This window comes from Mycobacterium colombiense (genome assembly GCF_001665835.1).
In the GTDB taxonomy this organism is placed as follows: Bacteria; Actinomycetota; Actinomycetes; order Mycobacteriales; family Mycobacteriaceae; genus Mycobacterium; species Mycobacterium colombiense_A.
In genome coordinates, this window is sequence record NZ_LZSX01000007.1 from 1 (window position 1) to 1,412 (window position 1,412).

Sequence of the window (1,412 nt, forward strand, 5' to 3'; positions counted from 1 at the left end):
ATGACGACGACCGAAAACGTACTGACCCCCGAGGTTCGAAACGGCATCGATTTCAAGGTCGCCGATCTGTCGTTGGCGGATTACGGTCGCCGGGACATCGAGCTCTCGGAGCAGGAAATGCCGGGTCTGATGTCGCTGCGCCGTGAGTACCACGACGTGCAGCCGCTCAAGGGTGCGCGTATCTCGGGTTCGCTGCACATGACCGTGCAGACCGCGGTGTTGATCGAGACCCTCGTCGCGCTGGGCGCCGAGGTCCGCTGGGCGTCTTGCAACATCTTCTCCACTCAGGACCATGCCGCCGCCGCGGTGGTCGTCGGCCCGCACGGCACCGCGGAGGAGCCCAGGGGCGTTCCGGTGTACGCGTGGAAGGGCGAGACGCTCGAGGAGTACTGGTGGGCGGCCGAGCAGGTGCTGACGTGGCCCGATAAAGACGGCGTCGCCGCGCCGGCGAACATGATCCTGGACGACGGCGGTGACGCCACCATGCTGGTGCTGCGCGGCGCGCAGTACGAGAAGGCCGGCGTGGTGCCGCCGGACGAGGAAGACGACTCGGCCGAGCACCGGGTGTTTTTGAACCTGCTGCGCAAGCGGTTCGAGACCGACAAGGACAAGTGGACCAAGATCGCCGCGTCGATCAAGGGCGTCTCGGAGGAGACCACTACCGGCGTGCTGCGCCTCTACCAGTTCGCCGCGGCCGGTGACCTGGCGTTCCCGGCGATCAACGTCAACGACTCGGTCACCAAGAGCAAGTTCGACAACAAGTACGGTTGCCGGCACTCGCTGATCGATGGCATCAACCGCGGCACCGATGTGCTGATCGGCGGCAAGAAGGTGTTGATCTGCGGCTACGGCGACGTCGGTAAGGGCTCCGCGGAGTCGGTGGCCGGCCAGGGCGCGCGCGTGACCGTCACCGAGATCGACCCGATCAACGCGCTGCAGGCGCTGATGGAGGGTTTCGACGTCAAGCGGGTGGAGGACGTGATCGGCGAGGCCGACATCATCATCACCACCACGGGCAACAAGGACATCATCACCCTCGAGCACATGAAGGCGATGAAGGACAAGGCGATCCTGGGCAACATCGGCCACTTCGACAACGAGATCCAGGTGGCGCGGCTGGAGAAGTCCGGCGCCACTAAGACCAACATCCGCGCGCAGGTCGACCTGTGGACGTTCCCGGATACCGGCAAGTCGATCATCCTGCTGTCCGAGGGCCGGCTGCTGAACCTGGGTAACGCCACCGGGCACCCGTCGTTCGTGATGAGCAACAGCTTCTCCAACCAGGTCATCGCGCAGATCGAGCTGTGGACCAAGAACGACGAGTACGACAACGAGGTGTACCGGCTGCCCAAGCACCTGGACGAGAAGGTGGCGCGCATCCACGTGGAGGCGCTGGGTGGCGAGCTGACCAA

At 64.7% G+C, this 1,412-nt stretch carries 1 protein-coding gene; it reads left to right on the top strand.

The features are described from left to right. The coding region (ahcY, locus tag A5760_RS01275; RefSeq protein WP_064877280.1) for an adenosylhomocysteinase at positions 1-1,412 on the top strand (1,412 nt) is incomplete at its 3' end.